The sequence below is a fragment of the Chachezhania sediminis genome, assembly GCF_009765275.1.
GTDB classification, from domain to species: Bacteria; Pseudomonadota; Alphaproteobacteria; order Rhodobacterales; family Rhodobacteraceae; genus Chachezhania; species Chachezhania sediminis.
In genome coordinates this window covers 868,097-893,854 of sequence record NZ_VOPH01000001.1, presented here as the reverse complement: position 1 = coordinate 893,854, position 25,758 = coordinate 868,097, and the positions used below count along the sequence as shown (strand labels likewise).

Below are 25,758 nucleotides of genomic sequence, written 5' to 3'. Positions count from 1 at the left end.
GTCAAAGGGCCCCCTGATCCGCAGGCATGATGCTCTTCAGGTCCAAGGCGCGCAGCAACTGGTCGTCTCGTGCAAAGACGCCTTCGATGAAGTCCTTCGTCAGGCTGGAGGCCACGTCCGGCGTCGGCTTCATTTCTTCCGGCCGTACAGTCAGGATGTCCGACACCGCCTCGACCAGGAAGCCGACAGTGCTGTCCCGCAGCTTGACGATGATGATGACATGGCGCGGGTTCGGTTCCGCCCGACCCAGGCCCAGGCGCATCGACAGGTCGATCACCGGCAGCACGGTGCCGCGCAGGTTCATCAGCCCGGTCACGAACTCCGGCGCATGGGGCAGGCGGGTCGTCGGTGTCCAGCCGCGTATTTCCAGCACGTGGCCGATGTCGATGCAAAAGCCCTGACCATTGATCGTGAACGACACGATCTCGCGCAGGTCGGAGGATGTTTTTTCCAGCACGTCAGACATGACTTACACTCCGAAATCCGAGAAGTCGTCGAAAAGATCCGTTCCCATGCTGGCCGCCACAGCGGTCCCGGGGCCGGTCGAGGTGAATTGGTCGGTGTCGGCGATCAGCGCGATGCGCCCGTCGCCCAGGATTGTCGCGGCGGCGATCCCCGGAACCTGGCGGTAGTTCTGTTCCAAGCCCTTGATGACGACCTCGCGCTGATCATAGACCTTGTCGACTGCGAGGGCCGTGCGCTGGCCGGTGTCCGTTTCGATCAGAAGCAGGGACTGGTCCGAGAAGTCGCTGACCCGCCCGCGGAAGCCCAGGGATTCGCCCAGATCGACGATCGGCACCAGGCCGTCCCGCATCGACAGGACGCGTTCGGAGTTGCCCAGCATGTGCATGGCGGCTTCGCTGGCACGGACCGTTTCGCGCAAGGTGGTCGTGGGCACGACGATCTTCTCGCCCGCCACCTCGACGATCATGCCCTCCAAGACCGCCAGGGTCAGCGGCAGGCTGATCGAGAAGACGGTGCCCTTGCCCCATTCCGATGAGATCGAGACCCGCCCGCCAAGGGCCTGGATCTCGCTGCGGACCACATCCATTCCGACGCCGCGCCCGGACAGGTTCGACACCTTTTCGCTGGTCGAGAAGCCCGGCGCGAAAAGAAGATTGTCGATCTCGGCGTCGCTCAGGTCGTCGGCTGCTGTGATCAGGCCCTTGCTGATGGCGACCTCGCGCACCTTGGGGCGGTTGATCCCGGCGCCGTCGTCACGCAGTTCGATGATGACACGCCCAGAACGGTGCGCCGCAGACAGCGTAACCGTGCCGACGGCCGGCTTGCCGGCCGCTTCGCGCTTTTCCGGCGATTCCAGGCCGTGGTCGATGGCATTGCGGATCATGTGGGTCAGCGGATCGACCAGGCGTTCGATGACGGTCTTGTCTACCTCTGTTGCCTCGCCTTCGGAGACCAGTCGCGCGTTCTTCTTGGTTTCGCGCAGGGTTTCGCGCACGATCCGCGACATCCGTTGGAAGAGTCCTCGTACAGGCTGGGCGCGGATCGCCATGACGCTTTCCTGAAGCTCGCCCGACAGTTGCCGCAGTTGGCCCATTGCATTGGCAGCGGGCCCGTGTGCGGACATGGAACTGTCTGCCATGGCTTGGCGCAGCATGGCCTCGCTGATCACAAGCTCGCCCACGATGTTGACCAGCCGGTCTACCCTTTCCAGTTCGACACGGATCGTGTCGCGGTTCGCTTTCTGCACGGTTCCGGCCTCGGCCTTTTTCTGCGGCTTTGCCGCTTCGGGTTCAGAACGGACGGCCGGCTCCACGGCCGCCGCGGTCGAGTCGTCGTCCTCGGGATCACTGCCGCCCGGTTCGTCGCTGCCATCGTCTTCGTCAGGCGGGGGTGTTCCGTCATCGGACGGGGGCAGGGGATCGTCGCCCGTGCCTTCACGCGCCACGGCTGTGATTTCGAGTTCGCAGAGATCCGCCACGAATTCGAAGACCCCTTCGACCGCGTCGCGGGAGGCTTCGGTTTCCAGCATGAGCGTCCAGGACAGGTAGGGGCGGTCCCAGTCCAGTTCGGTGAACTCTGGCAGGTTGGAGAGGTCGGCCTCAGCCTCGACAGGGCCGAGGGCCCCCAGCGCGCGGAAGAGCAGGATCGGGTCGTGCCCGGTTTCGAACAGTTCTTCCTTCGGGGCGAAACGGATTTCGAACCTGGACGGCCCGGCCTGTGCGGCCTGTGTCGTCACGCTGCCCAGGTCCGGCAGCCCGAAATCCAGGATGATCGGCTGGAAAGAGTCGACCGCTGCGACGTCGACGGCAGACAGATCCGATGCGTCCTCGTCCTCGTCGAAGCCGTCGCCCTGGGCGGTCCGGCGCAGGTCGGCGATCAGAGCCGCGGCGCGATCCGGTTCGACTTCCACCCCGCCATTGGCAGCTTCGACAAGGTAGCTCAGGTGATCGCCGCCCTGGTAGAGCAGCGGCATCAGGTCGGCGTCGGCGGTCAGTTCGCCTTCGCGCAGCTTGTCCAGCACGTTTTCGAAGATGTGCGAGAATTCGGCCAGCGCATCCAGGCCGAAGGCCCCCGCACTGCCCTTGATCGAATGGACCGCCCGGAAGATGGAGTTCACCGTTTCGCTGTCGTCGGCACCGTCTTCCAGACGGCTGAGCCCGTCGGCCAGCGATTCCAGCAGTTCTTCGCATTCCTCGAAGAAGGCCGTGCGTAGATCCGTCATGACCGATCCTCCTGTCCGATGCGATCCGGCCGGGTCATGCGACAACCATGCGGATGGCGTTCAGCAGCTTCTCTTCCTCGAAGGGCTTGACGATCCAGCCGGACGCGCCGGCCTTGCGGGCGCGGGCCTTCAGCTCGCCCGCGCTTTCGGTCGTCAGCACCAGGATCGGCAGGGCGCGCAGGTTCTTTTGGCCGCGCACGGCCTCGATCAGGCCGAAACCGTCGAGCTTTGGCATGTTGATGTCGGTGATCAGCAGGTTCGGGACCTGTTCGGCGATCCGTTCCAGTCCCTGTGCCCCGTCTTCGGCCAGATCGACTTCATAGCCGGCTTCGACCAGGGCCTGGGACAGCATTGCACGCATGGTGCGGGAATCGTCGACCGCCAGAATTCTCTTAGCCATTGTCAGTCAATCCTCGTGGGTCAGCTGTCGAACACGGTTTCGGGAATGCCAAGTTCCCGCAGTCCGTCACGGAATGCCGTGGATGGGTTGGTCAGGCTGAAGACAGCATCGTCGCGCTTCCACTGCGCGTGGGCTGCCAGAAGCACCTGCAGGCACAGCGTACCCAGAAAGCCGACCTGACCGGCATCGACTTCCAGCTCAGTGTGACGCGCCGCGCCGATGCGCGCGGCGAGGTCTTCGCATGCGATGAAATCCATCGTTTCGGGCAGGGTCAGGCGACCGTCGTCATCGCCCGAGTCAAACGAGCCGATGTCCGTTTCGATATCCGCCCCGGAATCGTTGTCGGATTCTGACCCGGTGTCGATGTCGGAACCGGTCTGATCCCCAGCGGCTTCGTCGCTCACGCCTTCGGCCGACGCGACCGACGGTTCATGTTCTGATTCGTCCGCTGCCGTCGTCGGTGGCGTTTTTTTCGTCATGTCTTGCGCCCGTCTGCCCAGATGTCGCGATGTCCGGGAGACGTTATGCGCAAAAACTTAATAGACCGTTCCGCGTGTCCTCACGAGGCAGATGCAATTCTATAAAAGCACCGCCGGTTCGCGATTTCCGTCTGCCGGCCGCACCTTTGCGAGCGGTCACGGCGTTGGATTCGGACCGCCGCGAGTCGAACGGCCGCCCGGTCAGGTCTGGCAAGCGCCGGGCCAGACCCGGCAGCGCGCGGGGCGAACGGACCGGCCAGCCATTGCGACCGCCGCCGAAGATCGGGGGATCACGGCCCGGCCGCGCCGGGCTGCAGCGGGCGCTGCAGGATCGCGCAGAGCGCGCCGGTCATCAGGATGCCTGCGGCGGCCAGCAGTGCATTGCCGATGTCATGGGTCAGATCGCCGACGATCCCGGCGCCGATCGGGCCCACGGTCTGGGTGACGGCGAAGACCAGGGTATATAGGCTGATGGCCTGACCCCAGACCGGCTGGGGCAGGTTCTTGCGGGCAAAGTTGGTGACGGCGCCGGGCGACATGAAAACGGCCAGCCCGACCACGCCGGCCGACAGGAACAGGCCGACCATGCCGGGTATCAGGATGGGCATCACGGTTCCTGCGGCCAGCGACACCAGGACCAGGGCCAGCGGCAGTCCGGAATCGGATCGCGCCAGGATCCCGCGCCAGACGAAAGGCGACACCACGATGCCCGTCCCCATGACGACCCAGGCCAGCGACACCTCCATCGCGCCGGCATTCCGTTCGGTCATCCAAGCGGCGATGAACGTCAGGTACACGATATAGCCCATGCCGAAACCGCCATAGCCGCAGATCGTGCCCAGCATGGCCCGCGCGGGCAGGCGGGCAGCCGAGGGGCGCTGGGCATTGGCGGGCGGGCGCAGGACGGTCCCGGCCCAGAGGCTGAGGGGCGTCAAGAGAATGCTCATGATCCCGATGGCGACCCAGCCATAGGGCCAGCCGGCCGTGCCGTAATGGTCCAGAACCCAGGGCAGGGTGACGCCCGCCAGCAGGATACCCAGCCCGCCGCCGACACCGAAATAGATCGCGATCGACAGCGCGTTTCGTCGAACATCGCCGGGGAAGAGCGCGGCAGCCAACGCGCCCCCGGTGGAAAAGGACAAGGCCCCGAAGGCGCCGGTCAGGAATCGCCACACGGTCTGTCCCGTCAGCGATTCGCCGAAGCCCGTGGCCATCAGCGTGATCATCGTGGTGACCACGCCGATGTTGAACAGCAGCGCCGGGCTGAACCGCCGGATCAGCACGAAGGACGCGATGGCCCCCACGACGTAGCCCAGCGCGTTGGCCGTGTTCAGCCAGCCGGCCTGGGCGTAGGTCCAGCCGAATTCAACCTTCATCGCGGGCAGCAGCAGCCCGTAGGCAAACCGCGCAAAGCCGTTGGTGATGCACAGTCCGAAGGTCAGACCCGCCAGCAGCAGCCACTGACGCGCGATGCTAGGGCCGACGGGTTCGACCGCGGCATGCGGGCTGTCCGCGCTGGCGCTCATGCGGCGTGTCCCCGGCCGGGTTGCGGCCCCCGGATGCGTGGCTGTCGGTCAATCATTGCGTGTCCTCCCGGGCGGAGACTAGAGGCGCGGGCGGCCGTCTGTCCACCGCATCGCAACGTCCCGGGCGGCTTGCATTCGCGGGTCCGGGCGGCTAACCGGGGCCGCGGGCGGGCCACTGCCGCCCTGGACCAATGATGGACGACGGGCGATGGACGATCTGAAGAGCAAGTACCTGGCCGAGATCGCCGGCGCCGCCGACGAGGCTGCACTGGAATCGATCCGCTTGACCGCGGTGGGCAAGAAGGGCGAGATCTCGCTGAAGATGCGGGAACTGGGGAAGATGTCCCCCGAGGAACGCCAGGTCGCGGGTCCCCGGCTGAACGCGCTGAAGGACGAGATCAACAGCGCGCTGGCCGCCCGCAAGGCCTCGCTGGCCGATGCGGCGCTGGAAGAGCGGCTGAGGACCGAATGGCTGGACGTGTCGCTGCCGACACGGCCGGTGCGGCAGGGCACGCTGCATCCGGTAAGCCAGGTCACCGAAGAGGTTACCGCGATCTTTGCCGAGATGGGCTTTTCCGTGGCGGAAGGCCCGCGGATCGACACCGACTGGTACAATTTCGACGCGCTGAACATTCCCGGCCACCATCCCGCGCGGGCCGAGATGGACACGTTCTACATGCGCCGGGCGGAAGGCGACAATCGCCCGCCCCACGTGCTGCGCACCCATACCTCGCCGGTCCAGATCCGCTCGATGGAGAAGTTGGGCGCGCCCCTGCGCATCATCTGCCCGGGCGGCGTCTACCGCGCGGACTATGACCAGACCCATACGCCGATGTTCCACCAGGTCGAAGGCCTTGCAGTGGATCGCGACATATCGATGGCGAACCTGAAGTGGGTGCTGGAGGAATTCTTCGCGGCCTTCTTCGAAGTCGAAGGGGTCAAGACCCGCTTCCGCGCCTCGCACTTCCCGTTCACCGAACCCTCGGCCGAGGTCGACATTCAGTGTTCCTGGGTCGACGGGCAGCTGAAGGTGGGCGAAGGCGACGGCTGGCTGGAAGTGCTTGGGTCGGGCATGGTCCACCCGAAGGTGCTTCAGGCCGGCGGGATCGATCCCGACCAGTGGCAGGGCTTTGCCTTCGGCATGGGGATCGACCGGATCGCGATGCTGAAATACGGCATACCCGACCTGCGGGCCTTCTTTGACAGCGATCTGCGCTGGCTGCGCCATTACGGCTTTGCGTCGCTTGACGTGCCGACGCTGCGGGGCGGTCTCTCCCGCTGAGCTTTTCGGTCGCGTCCGTGGTGAACGGGGCTTTGCGCCCCGGCCAGCCTGTTGCCGTCTTCCCCATCCGGCATATTTGACGGACGAAGACGCGGGGCGGTGAAGACGTCTGCGCCGGCCGGGTTCCTGATGCGGCCGGCGCCCACCCGGTTCGGCCGTTGCGTGCGGCTGTCCGGACCGCGGATCTTGTGAATCCTGACAGGCTCGAACGGGCCCGACCCAAGGTTCCGCCCGACATGGCGCCGGGGCGAGAGACAGGACATGAGTATCTGGCCGGGCGCCCCCGGGCGTCTCGGCCGGGCTCTCCATGTCGGTCGTTCAGCGTCCGCGGCCGACGGCTCTTCGCCGCTGGAAACGGTGCTGCAGACGGAAATCCGCGCCGTTGGGCTGCTGTTCGAAAACCACCGGGACAATCCGCAGATTGCCGCCGCCGCCGTCGTGGCGCCGCAGGCCGGGGCGCCTGCGCGGGGCAACACATTCATGACGCGTTCCTTCCTATACGCTTCCTGCCGGACGAGATCGCGGTGGGCCGGAGCCCGGGCGGCAGGCCGACATGCGCGCAGGCCGACACGCGGATCGAGGCCTTCGGGACTTGGCAGAACGGTGCCCGTAAGGGTGATGTCCTTGTCCGGGTCCTGCTCGTCGTTGCCGGCGCGGGCGCTCTGCCCGGCAGGGTGGTCGGGAAGCAGCCTGGCGCCGGAAAAGCTGCCCCGTCGGGCCGCCTCCGGCGGGAGTATTTCGGAAGAGAAGAAGATGCGGGACACCCGTTTGGCGCGGCTCCCTTCCGAGTACCGCACGCTGCGGACTTCTTCTCTTCTCAAATACCTCCGGGGGAGCGCGGGCCGCAGGGCCGGGCGGGGGCAGAGCCCCCACCTTGTCCGGCGGCCGCGGCGTTTTCCCGGCCCGTGGGCGGCGACAGCCGTCCGACAGACGGGCTTGGCTTGCATCGGCCTGCGTTCTTTGCCATTGGCTCCCTCGAACCCGCGCCCGTTCCGGGCGCCGCGCAAGGGGGCGAGACGCGATGAAATTCACCCTGTCCTGGCTGAAGGACCATCTCGAGACCGACGCATCGGTGGACGAGATTGCCGAAACGCTGACCGATCTGGGTCTTGAAGTCGAAGAGGTCGTCAATCCGGCCGACCGTCTTGCCGCCTTTACCATCGGCCATGTCGCCAAGGCCGAACCGCATCCCGATGCCGACCGCCTGCGTGTCTGCCAGGTGGAGACGGACGAAGGCACCCTTCAGATCATCTGCGGTGCGCCGAATGCGCGCGAAGGCATCACCGTCGTGGTGGCCAAGCCCGGGACCTATATCCCCGGTCTCGACACCACCATCGCTGTAGGCAAGATCCGGGGGATCGAGAGCTTCGGGATGATGTGTTCCGAACGCGAGATGGAGCTGTCGGAAGAACATGACGGCATCATCGAGTTGGCCAGCGGCACCGTGGGGCAGCGCTTCACCGACTGGCTGGCCCAGAACGATCCCGCGAAAGTCGATCCGATGATCGAGATCGCGATCACGCCGAACCGGCCCGATGCGCTGGGTGTGGAAGGCATCGCGCGCGATCTGGCGGCGCGGGGGCTGGGCACGCTGAAGCCGGTGAAGGCCGAGGCGGTGCCGGGCAGCTTCCCCTCGCCGGTGAAGGTGACCATCGACCGGGATACCGCCGACGGCTGCCCGATCTTCGCGGGCCGCGTGATCCGCGGCGTGAAGAACGGGCCCAGCCCGGCCTGGTTGCAGGCACGTCTTAAGGCGATCGGGCTCAGGCCGATCTCGACCTTGGTCGATATCACCAACTTCTTCACTTATGACCGGAACCGGCCGCTGCACGTCTTCGACGTCGACAAGATGTCGGGCGACCTGCGGGTCCACCGGTCGAAGGGCGGCGAAACGCTGGAGGCGCTGGACGAGCGCACCTATACCTTCCAGCCCGGCATGATGATCATCTCGGACGCCAACGCGGTCGAAAGCATCGGCGGCGTCATGGGCGGCGAGCCGTCGGGCTGCAGCGAGGAGACGACGACCGTCTTCCTGGAAAGCGCCTGGTGGGATCCGGTGCAGATCGCGATGACGGGCCGCGCGCTGAAGATCAACTCGGACGCACGCTATCGCTTCGAACGCGGGGTCGATCCGGCCTCCTGCGTGCCGGGGCTGGAAGCGGCGACACGGATGATCCTGGACCTCTGCGGCGGCGAGGCGTCCGAGATCGTGGTGGCCGGCGCCGTGCCGGACCATTCCCGCGCCTACAGGCTGGACCCGGCCCGGGTGCAGAGCCTGGTGGGCATGGAGATCCCGGAAGACCAGCAGCGCACGACGCTGGAAAAGCTGGGCTTTGTGCTGGACGGCAACATGGCCCATGTGCCCAGCTGGCGCCCAGACGTGATGGGAGAGGCCGACCTTGTCGAGGAAGTGGCGCGGATGGCGTCGCTGACCAAGCTGGAAGGCAAGCCCCTGCCGCGGTTGCCTGGCGTGCCGGACCCCGTTCTGACCCCGGAGCAGAAGCGCCATGGCGCGGCGCGGCGGGCGGCAGCGGCGCGGGGATATAACGAATGCGTCTCGTACTCTTTCATCGACAAGGCTTCGGCCGCGCTGTTTGGCGGGGGCGACGATGCGACGATGCTGGAGAACCCGATTTCCTCGGAGATGTCGCATATGCGGCCGGCATTGCTGCCGGGGCTGCTGCAGGCGGCGGCGAGGAACCAGGCGCGCGGTTTCATGGACTTGGCCCTGTTCGAGATCGGGCCGGCATTCCATGGCGGCGAGCCGGGCGAGGAACACATTCTGATCAGCGGCCTGCTGGTTGGGCGGACGGGTCCCAAGGACGTGCATGGCGCGTCGCGCCCCGTCGATGTCTTCGACGTGAAGGCCGATGCCGAGGCGGTGCTGGCCGCGCTGGGCGCGCCGGAACGGGTGCAGATCCTGCGCGGCGCGCAGGATTGGTGGCACCCGGGGCGGCACGGGAAGATCTGCCTGGGCCCCAAGAAGGTGCTGGGTATCTTCGGCGAACTGCACCCCAAGGTGCTGGATGCGATGGACATCAAGGGGCCGGCGATGGCCTTCACCATCTGGCCCGACGAGGTGCCGATGCCGCGGAAGTCGGGCGCGACCCGGTCCGCGCTGGGTCTGCATGACCTGCAGGCGGTCGAACGCGACTTTGCTTTCGTGGTCGATGCAGGCGTCGAGGCTCAGGTTCTGGTCAATGCCGCCCAGGGCGCAGACAAGGCACTGATCGAGACGGTGCGGGTCTTCGACGAATTCGTCGGTGGATCCCTGGGCGATGGCCGCAAGTCGCTGGCGCTGTCGGTGCGGTTGCAGCCCACCGATGCCACGCTGACCGAGGCCGAGATCGAGGCGGTATCGAAGAAGATCGTCGAGAAGGTCACCAAGGCCTCTGGCGGAACGCTGAGAGGGTAGGGCCGTGGCCGAGACGATCTTTGTCCTGAACGGACCGAACCTGAACCTGCTGGGCAAGCGCCAGCCCCATATCTACGGGGCCGAGACGCTGGAGGACGTGAAGGTCCTGTGCGAGGACGCCTGCCTGCCCGGGTTCGAGATCCGCTTTGTCCAGTCGAACCATGAGGGCGATCTGGTGGACCTGATCCACCGCGCCCGGCAAGAGGCCTGTGGGATCGTGATCAATCCCGCGGCCTATTCCCATACCTCGGTCGCGATCCTGGATGCGCTGATGGCCTTCGACGGTCCGGTTCTGGAAGTCCATATCAGCCAGGTCCACAAGCGCGAACCGTTCCGCCATCATTCCTATGTCTCTCACCGGGCCGATGGCGTGGTTATGGGTTTCGGCACGCAAGGATATGCGGCTGCCGTCCGGCACATGTGCCAGCTTGTCAGCGGGACTTGATTTCCCGTTAAACCCTCTGGCGTTAACTGAATGGTAACGCTTTCCTTTCAAGGTGAGGGTGTCCAGACTTGGGGAGAGCTCCGTCTCTGGATCGGCTCTCCGAAGGTGTGCCGGATCCGCGTAGGGGTCACGCGTGGTCCGGCACAACTTCGGAACAGCCTGTTTTTCATCACATTTCTCACGAAGGACATTTGCTTCGTTGTCGCGGGTTTGATCGGGGGCCGCGCAATTGAGCGTTTGGCGCGGACCCGTTCGGCCCCCGACGAAAGCCTTTGGCTTGCGCTCCCATCGGGCGCGATCCGGTAGGGACGCCCCGGCAGAGTAGCTGTCGACGGCCCTTTCATTTCGATGCGACGTGCCGGAGATGCTGATTGCCCGGTGCGGACCGCGTCAGGCAATGTCGCCCTGCCAAGAGTTTCCCAAAGACCGGAATGTCCGTTCAGGAGCGGCCAAGGGTGGTCAGGCGGACCGAGAGGTCCTTCAACGTATCTCAAGCCGCGGCGACATATGCGCCGCCCTGCAGTATCGGAGCGCACGACGATACGTTCAAAGCGGCGGCAATTTCGACGTCCTGCGGAAACCCGCGCTCCCGTAGCTCGACACCCGATACGGAATGGCTGAGCCGGTCTGCCAAGTCCGGCCGTGCGGACCGGAAGACATCCCGCGCAACAGCCGCCTCCGGCGAGAGCGAACCCGCAAGCCCGGAGATGATCGCGCCGGCGCCGATCAGGTCTTCTATGGCTGGTCTCAGGCTTCCATCTTTCCAGCGTTCACCGGCAGGGATGACCGCAAGCGTACCGTCACCGACAGTCTTCATGGCCAGATCCGCGACGGCAGACGCGTTGCGCAGACAACCGGCAAGAATGGTTTTTTCCTTCGCAGCGAACGAGATACGTGATCCGTTCGGCGACGGCAGCACCAGGCGGGTTCCGTCGGGAATACCCTGGAGCGTTGGCGCGGACAGGCTGAACCGCGCCGTCTTGTCAGAGCGTTTTCCCGCAAGTTCCGCATTCCTTCGAACGGCCTCCGCCCGGGCGGCTTCGCGATCATCTATCGGAAATGGGAACACCTGCGCCCCGTTGGAGCAGGCGACATCGACGCAGGTCGAAAAGGACAGAACGTCCACGACGACAAAAGCATCTGCACGGTCGAACAGTGCCTTGAGGCCGGACAGGCCCCATTCGGAAATCACATGCATTTGTCCTGGCCCCTCAGCTTTGCGACTTCTTGACGAAACGCATGTCGCTGTCAAAGCGGTAGGCCAAGATGACCAGGGTCCTCCTGTGGCAGTGCGGCAATCGGAGCGGGTTTGGAAGGCGCGCCCATTGCGTTGGGCCGCTTTGCGGTCTGCCACGTCTGGGATGATCGCTGCGGTTCAGCTTTGCCAATGCGGCCCTTCATGCACTCTGTCGCAATGGCACGGCCGTCGAAGGCCGTGCCGCGGGGCTGCACATGTCCGGAACTTAAGGGCGCCCGACAGACGGATTGCCGCCGGGCGCGCCTGATGTCAGTCGACAAGGGCCGCAAGCACCATGTCGGACAGTTTCTGCGATCGCTGTACGTGATCGGTGTCTTCCAGAACGCCCGTCGTCACCATTGCGAAGGACACGTCCCGGACGGGATCGATCCAGAACAGGCTGCTGCCCGATCCCCAGCCGCCATAGGTCGACGCACTGCCGAGATTGGGCAGCGGGCCCGGCGTGATCGCCCTGTCGCGCACGAAGAAGCCAAGGCCGACCGACCCGGGCCAGGGAAGCCAGTTCCGCTGGGTGACGGCATAGTTGAAGATAGAATTCGGGCTGTCGCCGGTCCAGTTTCTCGCGGCCAGTTCCAGCGTTGCGGGCGACAGGATCCGCACGCCGGACTGCGTGATGCCGCCCGCCCGCAGCATGTCGGCGAAGCGCCAGGCGTCTTCGACGGTGGTCACGAAGCCCCCGCCCGGGATTTCGGACCCTTCAAAGAGCACGAGCCCGGCAATCGCCTCGACCTCGGCGCCATGGAACAGGCCCGACGGCACGTCGTCGCGATAGCGGCATTTCACCGGCGCCACATGTTCACCGTTCCTGGGCGGGCCGATGGTGGTGCTGTCCATGCCGACCGGATCGAAGAGATCCTCTTGCAGGATCTGTGCCAGCGGACGCCGCTTCGGATCGACGGCGACCAGCAACGAGGACAGGACCGCATGCGCCCCCAGCAGCGAATAGATCACCTGAGTGCCCGGTTCGGCCTCGGGCAGGGCCTGGCAGACGAATTCGGTCCATTTCTGGTACTGGATCAGGTCTTCCGGCCCTAGGGGCGGCAGGCCCGAGAAACAGCCCGACGTATGGCTGAGCAGGTGCCAGAGCTGGATCCGCCCCTTGCCGCGGGCACCGAACGCCGGAAGGATTTCGGCCACCGGCTGACCCAGGCTCAAAAGCCCCCGTTCGACGAAGTTCAGGATCAGGACGTTGATGAACTGTTTCGAGATCGAGAACGGCAGCACCCGCTGCCCGGTCGTCATCGGCAGGCCCTCGGCCCGGTCGGCGAAGCCCGCGGCTTCCATCGAGACGAGCCCGCCGGACCGGCCCACGGCAAGGCCGATACCGTCATACTGGCCGCTTTCGACATCGGACTCCATCATCGCCTTTACCGCGGCAAGGCGGGCCGGATCGAAACCGGCCTCCTTCGGGTCGACTGAGATCATGTGACTTCCTCCCTCTGAATGGTCACTGGTTACGAAGAATGAACCGCTGCACCTTGCCGCTTGGGGTCTTGGGCAGCGCATCGGTGAACTCGACATGCCGCGGATAGGCGTGCTTGGAGTAGGTATCGCGGACAAGCGCCTTCAGCTCCTCGGCCAGCTCTTCGCCGGTTTCGGCCCCTTCGATGGCAACGATGACGGCCACGACGATCTCGCCCCGCAGACCCTCCGGATCCGGCCGGCCGACCACGGCGACCTCGGACACCACGGGATGCGTGATCAGGACGCTTTCGACGTCGAACGGACCGATCCGGTAGCCCGATGCCAGGATGACGTCGTCATCGCGCGCCGTGAAGAAATAGTACCCGTCCTCGTCGACCCGGCCGGTATCGCCGGTCAGGCACCAGCGACCGTCTTCGGAATAACGCTCGGCCGTCTTGTCCGGCGCCTCGTGGTAGCCCTGAAACCAGAAGAGCGGGCTGTTGTGCGTGTCGACCGCGATCTGGCCGTTCTGCACACCCATGGCGAAGCCCGGCAGCGGTTGGCCCATCGACCCGGGCCGCAGGGGCAGGGCCACCGCGTCGTTCCAGTGGTTGCACAGGACCATGCCCAGTTCTGTCTGGCCATAGTGGTCGCGGATCTCGCAGCTGAACGCCTGGCGCCCGAACTCGATCAGGTCGGGCGTCAGCGGTTCTCCGGCCGAGGACACGCGGCGCAGCGACAGCCCGTCGAGTCCCCCGTGGACCCGAAGCGCCCTAAACATCGTCGGCGCCCCGGCCAGATTGGTGACGCCCTGGCCCCGCAGCACGTCGATCGTGCCCTGCGGGGTGAAGCCTGCATTCACCAGGATGCCGCGCTGGCCAAGGATAAGCGGTCCCAGCAGCGCGAAATACAGCCCGTAGGCCCAGCCGGGGTCGGCGGCGTTCCAGTAGACATCGTCAGGCTGGATATCCATCGAGAAGTGCAGATAGGTCCGGAACGAGGCCAGCGCCCGCGTCGGCACGGCAACGCCCTTGGGCTTGCCGGTGGTGCCGCTGGTGTAGATCTGGATGATCGGCACGTCGCCGCCGGAAAGTGCGCAGCCGTCCCGGGGTGCCGCATCGGCGGCCTGCCGTGTCAGGTCGTCGATGTCGAAGACCTCGATACCCGGGATCGGGTCGGCCTTCTGGCGCTGGGTGGCCTCCGTGATCAGCAGCGTTGCCCCGGCCCCTTCGACCCGAAGCTGGATCGCCCCTGTGGCGAAGGCGGTAAAGAGCGGCACGAAGACGGCACCGAGCCGCCAGAGCGCCAGCAGCGTCACCGGCAGTTCCTCGCGCTTGCCCATCAGGACGGGTACGCGGTCGCCGGCGCGGATGCCCTTGTCGGCCAGTACTGTGGCCAGCTTGCGGGAACGCTCGGCCAGCTCGCCGAAGGTCATGGAGCGGCTCGATCCGTCGGGCTCGACAAAGGTGAAGGCTTCGCGATCTGCCGGGTGATCGTCGCACAGAAGTGCGACGGCGCTTGCTTCGGGGCCTCCGTAGAGGTCCAGCCATTCGGTCAGGAGCGCGTCGGTCGTGGACATGAGTGTTCCTCCAATTCTACCGTTCAAAACCATGCCATGGCAGGTACGGCGCCATGCCCGCGGCCGGCACCATTTCCGGATCGGCACTCCGGGGGCGGGGCATCCCGCACGACGTTCCGGAAAGACGCCAGGCGGGACGCCGGGCCGCCCGTGCCGGGGGCCGGGCGCTGGCGATGCTGCGGGTCATCGCGAAACAGCGGCCGTTGCTGCGGACGGGCCCCGGACCGAGGCGGCGCGCTGTGCGGTTTTGAATTGCATGAAGTCCTCCCTGCCTCGGCACGCGGTTTTTCCGGTAACTGATAGGGAAACCGGGGTTCGGGCAATGGCGGGAGCGTTCTTGATTATTGACCGATTATGTCATCCTGTGCGGCATGGTCTCTACTCCGATTCATCCGGGCTTCATTGCCGACCTTCTGGGAAAACTTGAAGAAACCGGGCAGGATTCGGAAAAAATCCTGCGCGAACTGGGCCTGAAGGCTCCTGTGACCCGGCCGCTCACGACTGAACTGTTCGGTCATATGTGGTATCTGGTGGCCCGTGCGATGGAGGATGAGTTCATCGGTCACGGCGACCGGGCCATGCGGCCGGGAAGCTATGCCCTGATGTGTTATGCGGTGATCGGAACCCGGAACCTCGAACACGCGATCAAGCGCTCGCTTGCCTTCATGAACGCCGTCATCGATGCCCCGCGCGGTCATCTGGTCTGCAACGGGGACGAGGCCCAGATCCTTCTCGACGATACACGCAATCGCAGCGCCTTCGCCTACCGCACCTACTGGCTGATCCTGATGGGGGTGTCCTGCTGGCTGATCGGCCGGCGGATCCCCCTGCACCATGTCGAATTCACATGCCCGGCACCGGAGGACCGCAAGACCTATCTGCAGTTCTTCGGCGCGCCGGTGCAGTTCTGCGGGACCCGGAACCGGATGTCCTTCGCAGCGACATATCTGCGGCTGCCGGTGATCCGGGACGAGGCGGCAGTGAAACCCTTCCTTCGCAAGGCGCCCGGCAACATCCTTGGCCGGTTCCGCACGGATCTGGGCGTTGCAGGACAGGTCCGGTCCCATCTCCGGCGCCTGCCGCCGTCCGACTGGCCCGATTTCGCCAGGCTGGCGGATCTTTTCGGGCATTCGGAAACGACCCTGCGACGGCTGCTACGGGCCGACGGCCAGACCTATATGGCGATCAAGGACGAACTGCGCCTGGCCCGCGCGCAGGCGCTGCTGGACGAAGGGACGATGAGCATCGCCGACATCGCCTCGCATCTGGGCTACAGCGAAGCCAGCGCGTTTTCGCGCGCGCACAAGGTCTGGACAGGCCGAAGCCCGCGCGGTGCGCAATCCTGACGGAGCCGGGCGCCTTCTCCTTCGCGGGGTCAGCGCCAATCATCCGACGCAAAGGTCGGTCTTGCCTGGCACTTTGCACCCGCCACGCGCGGCGTTCGTGGCCTTTAGCGGCGCATGGGCGGCAGCGTTTCGAAGGCAGGCACGCCGTCGGGGATGATATGGAAGGGCTGACCTTCTTCGGTGAAGATCGCCATTTGCGGGCCCGGAAAGAGCGCCGGATCGTCCAGCGTGCCGATCTTCAGGACCAGTTGCTTCAGTCCCGGCCTGCGGGTCGTGACATGGGTGCCGCAGGTCGCGCAGAAGTCCCGGGTGACTGCATTCTCCTTGTCGGGTCGGGTGTAGCTGGCGGGCGTTCCGGCCGTGTAGGCGAAGCTGTCCGACGGGATCAGCATGTAGAAATTCACGTTGCCGCCCGAGAAATACTGGCACGCCCGGCAATGACACTGCCCGCCCGTCACAGGCGGCTGGGTCACCGCGTAGCGAAGCGCGCCGCAATAGCAGCCGCCCGTCATGTTCGTCGTCTGGCTCATCTGGCCTTCCCCCCAACGTGGTCAGGGGAAAGGCTAGCACGTGCGACCGGCTTTGCGTCGAGTTTTCTGCCGTGGCGGTGTCCGGCGGGGCATGCCCCCGCCGGGGACCGGATCAGGACTTCAGCGCCAGCGCGGGCGACAGGACGTTGATCCCCAGCGCCTTGCCGACGGCATAGTTGGTCAGCCGGCCGGCATGGACGTTCAGGCCGTTCAGCAGGTGCGCATCGTCGGCGCAGGCCTGCCGCCAGCCCTTGTCGGCCAGCGCCAGCAGGAAGGGCAGGGTGGCATTGGTCAGCGCGATGGTCGAGGTGCGGGCAACGGCGCCCGGCATGTTCGCCACGCAGTAATGCATGATACCGTCGACCTCGTAGATCGGATCGGCGTGGGTGGTGGCATGCGACGTCTCGAAACAGCCGCCCTGGTCGATGGCCACGTCGACCAGCGCCGCGCCGGGCTTCATGGTCTTCAGCATCTCGCGCGAGACCAGTTTCGGCGCAGCGGCGCCGGGGATCAGGACCGCGCCGATCACCATGTCGGCCTGCGACACCAGTTCGGCCGTCGAACCGGGGGTGGAAAACTGGTTCTTGAAGGTGCCACCGAAGACATCGTCGAGGTATTTGAGCCGCGTCAGGGACCGGTCGAGCACAGTCACGTCAGCGCCCATTCCGGACGCGATCCGGGCCGCATGGGTGCCGACCACACCGCCGCCTATGACGACGACCTTTGCTGGGCCCACGCCCGGCACGCCTCCCATCAGCACGCCGCGGCCGCCATTGGCCTTCTGCAGCGTCCATGCGCCGACCTGCGGGGCCAGTCGGCCCGCGACCTCGGACATGGGCGCCAGCAGCGGCAGGCCCCCGGCCGCATCGGTCACGGTTTCATAGGCAATCGCGGTGCAGCCCGACGCCAGAAGATCGGCCGTCTGGTCCGGATCTGGCGCCAGGTGCAGATAGGTGAAGAGCAGCTGGCCTTCGCGCAGCATCTTGCGTTCGCCCGCCTGCGGTTCCTTGACCTTCACGATCATGTCGGCGGTCGCAAAGATCTCCTCGGCCGTGGCGATGATCTGCGCACCGGCAGTGACATAATCCGCATCGTCGAAGCCCGAGCCGGTGCCGGCGCCGGTTTCGACCAGCACCTGGTGCCCGTGGGCGATGGCTTCGTGCGCGGCGTTCGGTGTCAGGCCGACACGGAATTCCTGCGGCTTGATTTCCTTGGGGCAACCGATCTTCATCTTCTTGTCCTCCTCTGCTGGGTGAGTCCCAATCTAAGGCCTCTTCCATGCAATTTCCCGACGATCGGGCCTCGCCATGCCCCTCGGTGATCGAATAGTCTGGCGTTGGATGCCCCATTGACCGGATAATCTTGCGTAAATGGAACTGGACACGACGGATCGGCATATTCTGGATCTGCTTCAGCGCGACGCGCGCATTTCGAACGCCCACCTTGCCGAGGCGGTGCACCTTTCAGCCTCGGCCTGCCACCGGCGGGTGCAGCGGCTGGAGGAGGCGGGGATCATCCGTGACCTGGTGGCGCTGCTGGATGCGCGCAAGCTGGGACTGGCGACCATGGTTCACGTCGAAATCAAGCTGCAGGCCCAGGCCGAGGCTGTGATGACTGCCTTCGAAAGGGCCGTCCAGCGGATCCCGGACGTTCTGGAATGCCACCTGATGGCGGGTACGGCGGACTACATCCTGAAGGTCGTGGCGGAAGACACCGACGACTTTGCCCGCATCCACCGCGAGCATCTGGCGCGGCTGCCCGGGGTCGCCCAGATGCAAAGTTCGCTGGTGTTGCGAACGGTCTTCAAAACCACCGCGCTGCCGCTATGATCCGCCCATGACTGAGACATGGGACTACATCATCGTCGGGGCCGGCAGTGCCGGTTGCGTGCTGGCCAAGCGGCTGGCCGAGGCCGGCCGATCCGTGCTGCTTCTGGAAGCGGGCGGGCGTGACAACTACCATTGGGTGCATATCCCGATGGGATATTTGTACTGCATCGGCAATCCGCGGACCGACTGGATGTTCCGCACTGCCGAAGAGCCGGGCCTGAACGGACGGTCGCTGATCTATCCGCGGGGCAGGGGGCTGGGTGGCTGTTCGTCGATCAACGGCATGCTTTACCTCAGGGGGCAGGCGGCGGATTACGACGGCTGGCGGCAGATGGGGCTGCCCGGCTGGGGCTGGGACGATGTCCTGCCCTTCTTCCTGAAGTCCGAGGATTACGGCGAAGGCGCATCCGACCTGCACGCCACCGGTGGCGAATGGCGGGTGGAAAAGCAGCGCCTGCACTGGGACGTGCTGGACAGCTGGGCCGAGGCGGCACAGGCCTGGGGCCTGCCCATGGTCGAGGATTTCAACCGCGGCAATAACGAGGGCGTGGGCTATTTCCGCGTGAACCAGCGGTCTGGCTGGCGGATGAACACCGCCAAGGCCTTCCTTCGGACGACCAAGTCGCAGACCCTGAAGGTCGAAACCGAAGCCCACACTACCGGCCTTGTGATCGAGGATGGGCGCGTCACCGGTGTCCGCTATGACAAGGGCGGCCGTGGCGGAGAGGCGCGGGTGGCCAAAGCCCGGGCCGAGGTCATCCTGTCGGCCGGGGCCATCGGCTCGCCCCAGATCCTGCAATTGTCGGGGATCGGGCCGGGGGACCTTCTGGCGCGGAACGGAATCGACGTGGTGCACGAGGTACCGGGCGTAGGGGGCAACCTGCAGGACCACCTGCAATTGCGCTGTGCCTGGCGGCTGGAAGGCGCCAAGACGCTGAACACCCTGGCCAATTCCCTGATCGGCAAGGCGAAGATCGGGCTTGAATACACGCTGTTCCGGTCGGGGCCGATGTCGATGGCGCCCAGCCAGCTGGGGGCCTTCTCGCGCTCGCGGCCCGATCTGGCGACGCCGGACCTTGAATATCACGTCCAGCCCCTGTCGCTGGAGGCCTTCGGCCAGCCCTTGCACGATTTCCCGGCGATCACCGCCAGCGTCTGCAACCTGCGCCCCGAAAGCCGGGGCACGGTGCAGATCGCATCGGCCGACCCCTATCAGGCGCCGGTGATCGCGCCGAACTACCTGTCGACCGAAGGCGACCGGCAGGTGGCGGTGGCCGCGATCCGGCAGGCGCGGGCGATCATGTCCCAGTCCCCGATGCAGCGTTACAACCCGGTCGAGATGAAGCCGGGCGTCGACAGCGACGATCCCGACGACCTGGCCCGTGCGGCGGGCGACGTCGGGACCACCATCTTCCATCCCGTGTCCACCGTGGCGATGGGGGGCGAAGGCGCGCCGCTGGACGCGGAGATGCGGCTGAAGGGGCTGTCCGGGCTGCGGGTCGTCGACGCCAGCGCGATGCCGCGGATCACCAGCGGCAACACCAATTCGCCCACCATTATGATGGCCGAGAAGGCGGCAGGGATGATACTGGCAGCGGCACGATGACCGACTATAAGACGTTTGACACCAATCTGTTACACCTTCCCGGTACCGCAGCCCCAGTTGTTTTCGAAAGGACGTGACGATGTCGGACGCAGACGGGAACTTGCCCATGGACTGGCTCGAGGCAGAGCTGCAGGACGTTCTGGACGAGGATTTCGAGATCGAGTTCGCGGAGCCGATGCTGAGCCAGGAGATCCGTAAGATCTATAACGAGCAGCATCCGAACCAGCTGGACCGGCAGGTGTATTTCCGCAACCTTCTGCGTCTGCAGGCGGAGCTGATCAAAGTGCAGGACTGGGTCCAGCACACCGGGGCCAAGGTCTGCATCCTGTTCGAAGGCCGGGATTCCGCCGGCAAGGGCGGCGTGATCAAGCGGATCACCCAGCGTCTGAACCCGCGGGTCGCCCGTGTGGTGGCGCTGCCGGCGCCGACGCCGCGGGAACAAAGCCAGTGGTATTTCCAGCGCTATGTCCCGCATCTGCCCGCCGGGGGCGAGATCGTGCTGTTCGACCGGTCCTGGTACAACCGCGCCGGGGTCGAACGGGTGATGGGCTTTGCCACGCCCGACCAGGTGGAACAGTTCATGCAGGACGTTCCGGAATTCGAAAGGATGCTGGTCCGGTCGGGGATCATCCTTCTGAAATACTGGTTCTCGATCACGGACGAGGAACAGCAATTGCGGTTCCTGATGCGCATTCACGACCCGATGAAGCAGTGGAAGCTGTCGCCGATGGACCTGCAAAGCCGGATCCGGTGGGAGCAATACACCAAGGCCAAGGAAGCGATGTTCGAACGCACGAACATCCCCGAAGCGCCGTGGTTCATCGTCGAAGGTAACGACAAGAAGCGCGAGCGTCTGAACTGCATCGAACACCTTCTGACCAAGATCCCCTATGAAGATGTGCCGCATCAGAAGGTGGTGCTGCCGGAACGCGAATTTTCCCCCAATTACGAACGGCAGGTGCTGCCGGACGAACTTTACGTGCCCAAGATCTACTGATCCCCGGTCCGCAAGGGCCTGGGGTCCTGACCCTAGCCGGTCCGCGCCATCCGTTTCGGCGATGACACCGTGTTGGGGCGCGGCACATGGGGGCTGCGCGGCCGGCCATAGGCGCTGGCCAGTTCGATCGTGCGTTCCAGGTCGGCATTGCGCTGGATGATCCCCTTCAGCGCGGTTTCCATGGCTTCCTGCACGCGCGCGGTTTCTGCCAGCAGCTGAAAGGTGACAGACCCGCTGCGGTCCAGCCGCGCGGTTTCGATCAGGCCGACATCGCCCGTGACCCCAAGCGCGCCGACATGTTCCATCATCTCGTCGCAGCGCCACTGGAAGGCGCGGACATCGGTCAGCATGTCCTGCAGGCTGGCCCGCGCGCGGTCGGTGTAGTGGTTGCTTTGTTCGAACAGCAGGTCGGCCTCGCGGGCCTGGTCCAGTTCCGTGCCGTCCTCGGCATGTTCGTCGCGGAACATGTGGGCGATTTCTGACTGCATCCGTGCGGTCAGCAGCAGGAACAGCCCCTCGTTGATCCGGTCCGACACGTCCTGTGCGCTGGCGATGAAGGCGCGCACCTGGCCCTTCAACAGGTCGCAGACCCGGGCGAAATTTGACGAGATCACGTTGAACAGCTGCCGGTGGGCCGCGTTCTTCGACGAATGAATCGACAGGTTGATGGCGGTGTATTTCAGCGTTTCGCACAGGCGAAGGACCTGTTCGGCATCCTTCTGGTTCTGGGCCGCCAGTTCCAGGATGCGGCCCATGGCGGCGCCGGCCTCTCCCGGTTTTCCGTTCAGGGCCTTGTCGCGGGCGCAGACCTCTTGCATGGCGGCGTCGACCATGAAGGCTGCATAGTTGCGCCAGCCAAGGTCCCCCAGCCGGGTCAGCAGCATTTCGGCGCTGGCGGCGGCCGGCAGGCTGTCGGCCAGTTCCAAGGCGCGCAGGGTCTTGTATTCGCCGGCCACCGCCCCGAACAGCGCTGAGGAGGGTTTCAGCCGGACGGAGAGATATCCGTCCTTGATCGGGGTGACGAAGGCGAAGACCCAGTAGTACTGCCCGGTCTTGGCACGGTTCTTCACATAGGCGCCGATTGGCTTGCCGGCCTTGATCGTGTCCCACAACATGTGGAACACCGCCTTGGGCATGTCGTTATGGCGGATCAGCTTGTGGGGCGCGCCGATCAGTTCGTTCCAGTCATAGTGTGCGACCCGCTGGAAGACCGAATTGCCTGACCGGATCACCCCGCGGTCATCGGTGCGCGAAAAGAACAGTTCCTCGATCCGGAAGGGAGATTCCGCCCGTTCGCCGGCTGACGCTTGCGGTTTCTGACTCATGCCGCCTCCATGGCTTCGACGGCGGGAAAGTTCGCATGGATCGTTTAAGAACCCGGAAAGACGGTGCTGGCCGGCGTATTTTTCGCCTGCAGATTGCCGGGAACCCGTGGCAAAGTGGCCGCGGATGCTGACATCCGGGCGCGGGTGCCCTAGATCGGCGTCACCTTCCGGAAAGGACAAGACCATGACCGCCCCCGAAACCCAACCCGAAGAAGGGGCCCGCCTGCGCCGCAAGCTGACCACGATCCTGGCGGCCGATGCCGCCCGCTTCAGCGAGCACATGGGCCGGGACGAGGTGGGGACCTATGCGGCGCTGCATGCCGCGCGGGATGTATTTGACCGGCTGATCCAGCGCCATGACGGTCGTATCGCCAACACGGCGGGCGACGGGCTGATCGCGGACTTTCCGTCGGTGGTCGAGGCGGTGAACTGCGCGGTCGAGGTGCAGCGCGAACTGGCAGACCTGGCGGGGCAGGACGACAAGCGGCTGGATTTCCGCATCGGCATTCACTTGGGCGATGTGATCGTGGATGGCGACGACCTGCTGGGCGAAGGCGTGAACCTGGCCGCCCGCCTGCAGGAAATGGCCGAACCGGGCGGCATCCTGATCTCGCGCCAAGTCTACGACCAGGTCCGGTCGAAGCTGAGCGTCGGGTTCGAGGCCATGGGTGACCGGCGGCCCAAGAATTTCGTCGAGGATGTGGAGGTCTTCCGCGTCTCCTCCGGCCCGGCGTCCGTTGCACCCAAGGTGGCCCCGGTCGCGCAAGGCGGGGATGCGGACCGCACGCCGCCGCTGGGCGTGGCCGACATGCACAGCCACACGATGCGCCACGGGCACGACCATGACCATGACCATGACGTTCGGGATCCGGGCGGCCTGACCCCACGGGATCAGTTCTTCCGCAAGGTCCGCATGACCGGGATTGGCCTGGCCGGCCTGTTCCTGATCGACCTTTTCACTGGCGGGTCGTTCTTCATCCAATGGGTGATCGTTGCCGCGTTTCTTGGCCTGGGGATGATGGGGGCAAACGTCCTGACTGTGGATCCGATCCAGGCCCGCCGCTTGCGCTTTGTTGTCATCGGATTGGGGGTGTCGGCGATTAACCTGTTGAGCTGGTCCGGCAGCTTCTGGGCGGTCTTTCCGCTGATCGGCCTGGCCGTGTCGGAAGGCTTTGCCACCTTCGGCCGCAAGTCGGGCGGGCGTGGGGGCGACCTGTCGCCCCGGGACTGAGCGGCGGCGCGGAGGACCGGACGGAAGAGGGCCGGCCCCCCGAAAATCGAAAACTCCCGGGCGGGGCCGCGGGAGTTTCCTCGTCTTTCAGATATCGTCGTTCAACTGTCGACGGATCGGATCGTCTGGATCGGGCTGTCGGTACCGGATTATGACCGGTGCCTGCCTGAGACTTGCATCCCGGGCCACGACCAGCGTCGGATCAGAGCAGACCTTCGCGCTGCGCCTTCTTGCGCGCGAGCTTGCGCGCACGGCGGATCGCTTCGGCTTTCTCGCGCGCTTTTTTCTCGGACGGCTTCTCGAAATGTTGCTTGAGCTTCATTTCGCGGAACACGCCTTCGCGCTGAAGTTTCTTCTTCAGAGCACGGAGCGCCTGGTCGACATTGTTGTCGCGAACACTGACCTGCATGTGGTTGTCACCACCTTTCTAGAATAGAGTTGCAAGGGAATTTGCAGGAGTTGGCCTTTTAGCAGGGTCACCCTAAGTTGTCCAGCAGGACAGGCCAGTTTGGACCAGACAGGAGCGCGTGCCATGATAGACGAGCAAACCGCAGGCAATGCGGAGATCGGAACGGGCTTCGATTCGGTCCGGGACAAGGTGCTGGACGCGGCCCTTCTGCATGTCGTCTTCGACGGCTGGTCCGAGGCCACGCTGAAGGCGGCGATCGCCGATGCGGGCGTCGAACCGGCGCTGGCCCGGGCGATCTTTCCACGGGGCGGGGTGGACCTGGCCCTGGCCTATCACGACCGGGGCGACGGCAAGATGCTGGAACGACTGGCGGAAACCGACCTGTCGGACCTGAAGTTCCGGGAAAGGATCGCGGCGGCGGTCCGCTTCCGTCTGGAAGCGGTCGAGGACCGCGACCTTGTGCGCCGGGGCATGACCCTTTTCGCACTGCCGCTTTATGCGGGCGACGGGGCCAAGGCGGTCTGGCAGACCTGCGACCGGATCTGGTCGGCCCTGGGCGACACGTCCGAGGACGTGAACTGGTACACCAAGCGGGCGACGCTGTCGGCGGTCTATTCGTCGACGCTGCTGTTCTGGCTGGGCGACGACAGCGATGGATCCGAGGCGACCTGGGCCTTTCTGGACCGGCGAATCGAGAACGTGATGCAGTTCGAGACGGTGAAGGCCAAGGTGAACGGCAACCCGCTGCTGAAGCCCTTCCTGGCGCTGCCGAACCGGATCCTGGGCCAGGTCCGCGCGCCCTCGGCCGGGGGCGGCAGCCTGTTTCCGGGGCGGGTGTCCGGACGACACTGAATTTGCGCCGCGCGTGGCGCGTCGCCAGAGGAGGGTGAGGGGGCTGCCCCCCGCACCCCCCCCGCGCAGGAAGCTGCGCCTCCTGCACCCGCGTCATGGGCACTCGCCATCCGGTGAACGTTCGGATTAAGGTCCGGGCAAATTCGGTCTGACGAGGAGCGACACGATGAGCGGCGACACGATGCGGGTGGTGGAAATCTCGGAATTCGGTGGACCGGAGGTCCTGAAACCGGCCACACGCGCAATTCCGGAACCGGGGCACGGGCAGGTCCTGATCAAGGTGGCCTATGCCGGCGTGAACCGGCCCGACGCGATCCAGCGCGCAGGCAATTACCCGGTGCCCAAGGGCGCCAGCGACCTGCCGGGGCTGGAAGCCTCGGGCGAGGTGGTGGCGGTCGGCGCGGGCGTGACATCGCCCAGGGTCGGCGACAAGGTCTGCGCGCTGCTGCCGGGCGGCGGTTATGCCGAATATGTGGTGACGGCGGCGGCGCATTGCCTGCCGGTTCCGGACGGCCTGTCGATGAAGGAAGCGGCCTGCCTGCCGGAGACGTTCTTTACCGTCTGGACCAATGTCTTCGACCGCGGCGGCCTGAAGGCCGGCGAACGCTTTTTGGTCCATGGCGGGTCCAGCGGCATCGGCACCACGGCGATCCAGCTTGCCAATGCCTTTGGCGCGCGGGTCTTTGCCACCGCCGGATCGGCCGACAAATGCCAGGCCTGCCTGGACCTGGGCGCGGAACGTGCGATCAACTACCGCGAGGAGGATTTCGTCGAGGTGATGAAGGCCGAAGGCGGCGCGAACCTGATCCTGGAAATGGTCAGCGGACCCTACCTGCAGCGCGATATCAACGCGCTGGCGGATGATGGGCGGCTGGTGATCATCGCCTTCCTGCAAGGATCCAAGGCCGACTTCAACTTCGTCCAGGTGATGACCCGCCGGCTGACGGTGACCGGATCGACCCTGCGCCCGCAAAGCGACCTGGCCAAGGCCAATATCGCCCTATCGCTGAAGACGCGTGTCTGGCCCCTGCTGGAGGCCGGCAAGGTGAAACCGGTGATGGACCAGGAATTCGCGCTGGAAGATGCGGCAAGCGCCCATGCCCGCATGGAAAGTTCGGCCCATATCGGCAAGATCGTTCTGAAGATCGGGGGGTAGGAG

Annotated in this window: 22 protein-coding genes; 10 read left to right on the top strand and 12 right to left on the bottom strand. The window is 65.4% G+C overall.

The window, feature by feature from the left end; all coding sequences use genetic code 11:
• Position 1: 1 nt before the first annotated feature.
• The 5 genes from FQK05_RS04190 to FQK05_RS04170 form a co-directional block, all read right to left on the bottom strand.
• Positions 2–466: a chemotaxis protein CheW gene (locus tag FQK05_RS04190; RefSeq protein WP_158964595.1), complete on the bottom strand. Its 465-nt coding sequence runs from the start codon at positions 464–466 to the stop codon at positions 2–4.
• Positions 467–469: 3 nt separating this feature from the next.
• Positions 470–2,686, bottom strand: coding sequence for a chemotaxis protein CheA (locus tag FQK05_RS04185; protein ID WP_158964594.1), 2,217 nt, complete (start codon positions 2,684–2,686; stop codon positions 470–472).
• A gap of 34 nt (positions 2,687–2,720) precedes the next feature.
• The gene (locus tag FQK05_RS04180; RefSeq protein WP_158964593.1) at positions 2,721–3,086 is read right to left on the bottom strand and encodes a response regulator; all 366 of its coding nucleotides are present in this window, start codon (positions 3,084–3,086) and stop codon (positions 2,721–2,723) included.
• Between the two features lie 20 nt (positions 3,087–3,106).
• Positions 3,107–3,565: an STAS domain-containing protein gene (locus tag FQK05_RS04175; RefSeq protein ID WP_158964592.1), complete on the bottom strand. Its 459-nt coding sequence runs from the start codon at positions 3,563–3,565 to the stop codon at positions 3,107–3,109.
• Between the two features lie 290 nt (positions 3,566–3,855).
• Positions 3,856–5,091 (bottom strand): YbfB/YjiJ family MFS transporter, encoded by a 1,236-nt coding sequence (locus FQK05_RS04170; protein ID WP_158964591.1) that lies wholly within the window; start codon positions 5,089–5,091, stop codon positions 3,856–3,858.
• Positions 5,092–5,299: 208 nt separating this feature from the next.
• Here FQK05_RS04170 and pheS point away from each other — a divergent pair, with 208 nt between their 5' ends.
• From pheS to aroQ, 3 genes are all read left to right on the top strand, one after another.
• Positions 5,300–6,373: a phenylalanine--tRNA ligase subunit alpha gene (gene pheS / locus FQK05_RS04165; protein WP_158964590.1), complete on the top strand. Its 1,074-nt coding sequence runs from the start codon at positions 5,300–5,302 to the stop codon at positions 6,371–6,373.
• 1,021 nt (positions 6,374–7,394) lie between these two features.
• Positions 7,395–9,788 carry a phenylalanine--tRNA ligase subunit beta gene (pheT, locus tag FQK05_RS04160; protein WP_158964589.1) on the top strand — a complete coding sequence of 798 codons (2,394 nt, stop codon included), beginning with the start codon at positions 7,395–7,397 and terminating at the stop codon, positions 9,786–9,788.
• Positions 9,789–9,792: 4 nt separating this feature from the next.
• Positions 9,793–10,233, top strand: a complete 441-nt coding sequence (gene aroQ, locus FQK05_RS04155; RefSeq protein WP_158964588.1) for a type II 3-dehydroquinate dehydratase — start codon at positions 9,793–9,795, stop codon at positions 10,231–10,233.
• Positions 10,234–10,723: 490 nt separating this feature from the next.
• Here the strand turns inward: aroQ and FQK05_RS04150 are convergent, their stop codons facing one another.
• The 3 genes from FQK05_RS04150 to FQK05_RS04140 all read right to left on the bottom strand — a co-directional run bounded on the left by FQK05_RS04150 (position 10,724) and on the right by FQK05_RS04140 (position 14,474).
• Positions 10,724–11,431, bottom strand: coding sequence for a 2-phosphosulfolactate phosphatase (locus tag FQK05_RS04150; protein ID WP_158964587.1), 708 nt, complete (start codon positions 11,429–11,431; stop codon positions 10,724–10,726).
• A gap of 309 nt (positions 11,432–11,740) precedes the next feature.
• Positions 11,741–12,916: a serine hydrolase domain-containing protein gene (locus FQK05_RS04145; protein ID WP_158964586.1), complete on the bottom strand. Its 1,176-nt coding sequence runs from the start codon at positions 12,914–12,916 to the stop codon at positions 11,741–11,743.
• A 22-nt stretch (positions 12,917–12,938) separates the two neighbouring features.
• Entirely contained in the window at positions 12,939–14,474 is a 1,536-nt protein-coding gene (locus tag FQK05_RS04140; protein WP_158964585.1) for an AMP-binding protein, read from the bottom strand.
• Positions 14,475–14,818: 344 nt separating this feature from the next.
• Between FQK05_RS04140 and FQK05_RS04135 the strand changes: the two genes are divergently transcribed.
• On the top strand, positions 14,819–15,820 hold the full coding sequence (locus FQK05_RS04135; RefSeq protein ID WP_158964584.1) for an AraC family transcriptional regulator: 1,002 nt from the start codon (positions 14,819–14,821) through the stop codon (positions 15,818–15,820).
• A gap of 104 nt (positions 15,821–15,924) precedes the next feature.
• On the opposite strand, the gene FQK05_RS04130 is transcribed toward FQK05_RS04135, so the two are convergent.
• Together FQK05_RS04130 and ald are read right to left on the bottom strand one after the other, a co-directional pair.
• Positions 15,925–16,350: a GFA family protein gene (locus FQK05_RS04130; RefSeq protein WP_199252589.1), complete on the bottom strand. Its 426-nt coding sequence runs from the start codon at positions 16,348–16,350 to the stop codon at positions 15,925–15,927.
• A 112-nt stretch (positions 16,351–16,462) separates the two neighbouring features.
• Positions 16,463–17,581 carry an alanine dehydrogenase gene (gene ald, locus FQK05_RS04125; RefSeq protein ID WP_158964583.1) on the bottom strand — a complete coding sequence of 373 codons (1,119 nt, stop codon included), beginning with the start codon at positions 17,579–17,581 and terminating at the stop codon, positions 16,463–16,465.
• A 139-nt stretch (positions 17,582–17,720) separates the two neighbouring features.
• On the opposite strand from ald, the gene FQK05_RS04120 reads away from it, so the two are divergent.
• From FQK05_RS04120 to ppk2, 3 genes are all read left to right on the top strand, one after another.
• Complete coding sequence (locus tag FQK05_RS04120) at positions 17,721–18,179, top strand: Lrp/AsnC family transcriptional regulator (RefSeq protein WP_158964582.1); 459 nt, start codon at positions 17,721–17,723, stop codon at positions 18,177–18,179.
• 7 nt (positions 18,180–18,186) lie between these two features.
• A complete protein-coding gene (locus FQK05_RS04115) occupies positions 18,187–19,785 on the top strand; it encodes a GMC family oxidoreductase (protein WP_158964581.1) in 1,599 nt (532 codons plus the stop codon).
• Between the two features lie 79 nt (positions 19,786–19,864).
• A complete protein-coding gene (ppk2, locus tag FQK05_RS04110; RefSeq protein WP_158964580.1) occupies positions 19,865–20,782 on the top strand; it encodes a polyphosphate kinase 2 in 918 nt (305 codons plus the stop codon).
• 32 nt (positions 20,783–20,814) lie between these two features.
• On the opposite strand, the gene FQK05_RS04105 is transcribed toward ppk2, so the two are convergent.
• Positions 20,815–22,107, bottom strand: a complete 1,293-nt coding sequence (locus tag FQK05_RS04105) for a PAS domain-containing protein (RefSeq protein WP_158964579.1) — start codon at positions 22,105–22,107, stop codon at positions 20,815–20,817.
• A 184-nt stretch (positions 22,108–22,291) separates the two neighbouring features.
• Between FQK05_RS04105 and FQK05_RS04100 the strand changes: the two genes are divergently transcribed.
• Positions 22,292–23,338, top strand: a complete 1,047-nt coding sequence (locus tag FQK05_RS04100; protein ID WP_158964578.1) for an adenylate/guanylate cyclase domain-containing protein — start codon at positions 22,292–22,294, stop codon at positions 23,336–23,338.
• Between the two features lie 202 nt (positions 23,339–23,540).
• On the opposite strand, the gene rpsU is transcribed toward FQK05_RS04100, so the two are convergent.
• Positions 23,541–23,747, bottom strand: a complete 207-nt coding sequence (gene rpsU / locus FQK05_RS04095; RefSeq protein ID WP_005614280.1) for a 30S ribosomal protein S21 — start codon at positions 23,745–23,747, stop codon at positions 23,541–23,543.
• 123 nt (positions 23,748–23,870) lie between these two features.
• Between rpsU and FQK05_RS04090 the strand changes: the two genes are divergently transcribed.
• Entirely contained in the window at positions 23,871–24,599 is a 729-nt protein-coding gene (locus tag FQK05_RS04090; protein ID WP_199252588.1) for a COQ9 family protein, read from the top strand.
• A 166-nt stretch (positions 24,600–24,765) separates the two neighbouring features.
• Complete coding sequence (locus FQK05_RS04085) at positions 24,766–25,755, top strand: NAD(P)H-quinone oxidoreductase (protein WP_158964577.1); 990 nt, start codon at positions 24,766–24,768, stop codon at positions 25,753–25,755.
• The last annotated feature ends 3 nt before the right edge of the window (positions 25,756–25,758 follow it).